This window comes from Desulfofundulus australicus DSM 11792, from assembly GCF_900129285.1.
Classification (GTDB): Bacteria; Bacillota; Desulfotomaculia; order Desulfotomaculales; family Desulfovirgulaceae; genus Desulfofundulus; species Desulfofundulus australicus.
Genome location: NZ_FQUW01000077.1, coordinates 1 through 1,024 on the forward strand (window position 1 = coordinate 1; position 1,024 = coordinate 1,024).

Sequence of the window (1,024 nt, forward strand, 5' to 3'; positions counted from 1 at the left end):
ATCCAGCACAATAACCGGTGTAATATGGCGGTCGTAATACAGGTTGGTGATGGTGTCCTGGATCTGGTGGAACAGGCTTACCTTTTTGTGTTTGGGCTGTTCGCCCAGGGTTAGGGCCAGGCCCTTGTAAAATTCCAGTACCGTCACCGTGGAGAGGGTAAAATAGCACGGTTTGAAATGGGCCGGGTTGAGTTCCTCCACATACTTGCGCAGGGCGGTAGTTTTACCGCAACCCGGCTCCCCCGCAACTAAACCCATACCCCGCACCTGCTGTAAGTACTTCAGGCGGGAGGTGAGTTCCATCAGGTCCTGGCTTAAATAAAGCTGGTCAAAAGGCACTTCCTTGCTGAAAGGGTTGAACTTCAACCCGTAGAACTGGGTGAACATCACTTCTCACCCGCCTCTTCACTTTTGAGCAGTTCGGCAAAGGAGACGGCTGGTACCGGAATCTCACTGATACTCGGGGTTAGAGGTTTATCTTCCGGGCCGGTATCGGTATTTTTGAGGGCCGGGCGGCCGCGGCCTCTCCTTTTCAGCTGCGCGTTGGCATAGAAATCAACCTGTCTGGCCTCGCCCACTTTCAGGCCGTCTTTGTAGAGCAGCACAGGGCGGGCGGGGTTTCCCAGCCACTCGGGTTCATACCTGACTTCCAGGCGTGTGCCGGCAAACTGCTGGTCCGTCTCGTAGAGTATGTTATCTAATGGGAAGGTAGCGTCGTGATTAATTTTGCGCGTTACCCGCAAAAGGAAGCTTTCGTCTAAAAAGACCGGGTTGGAAACCATTTTCACCGCATGTGCCTGGGACATAAAGTAATCCAGGGGGCTCATACCAAGTGCACTGTGCGTTTTGCGCTGGTAATCCGTCTCCAGCCACTGCCAGAAAGCAAGGTTCAACTCCTCTAAGGATTTAATCCTGTCCGGTTCCAGGCGGCTTAAAAAACGCATCCTGACGGTGCGGAAAAAACGTTCCACTTTACCCTTGGCCTGCGGAGCAAAAGGTTCGGTGTGCAGTAAAGTGCACCCCA

At 53.3% G+C, this 1,024-nt stretch carries 2 protein-coding genes; both read right to left on the reverse strand.

What is annotated here, in order from left to right; all coding sequences use genetic code 11:
• Window positions 1–387 (reverse strand): ATP-binding protein (locus tag BUB44_RS14920; protein WP_242656003.1); only part of this gene is annotated, 387 nt, incomplete at its 3' end.
• Window positions 387–1,024: integrase core domain-containing protein (locus BUB44_RS14925; protein WP_165611065.1), on the reverse strand; the 638-nt coding region annotated here is incomplete at its 5' end. The genes BUB44_RS14920 and BUB44_RS14925, both read right to left, overlap by 1 nt.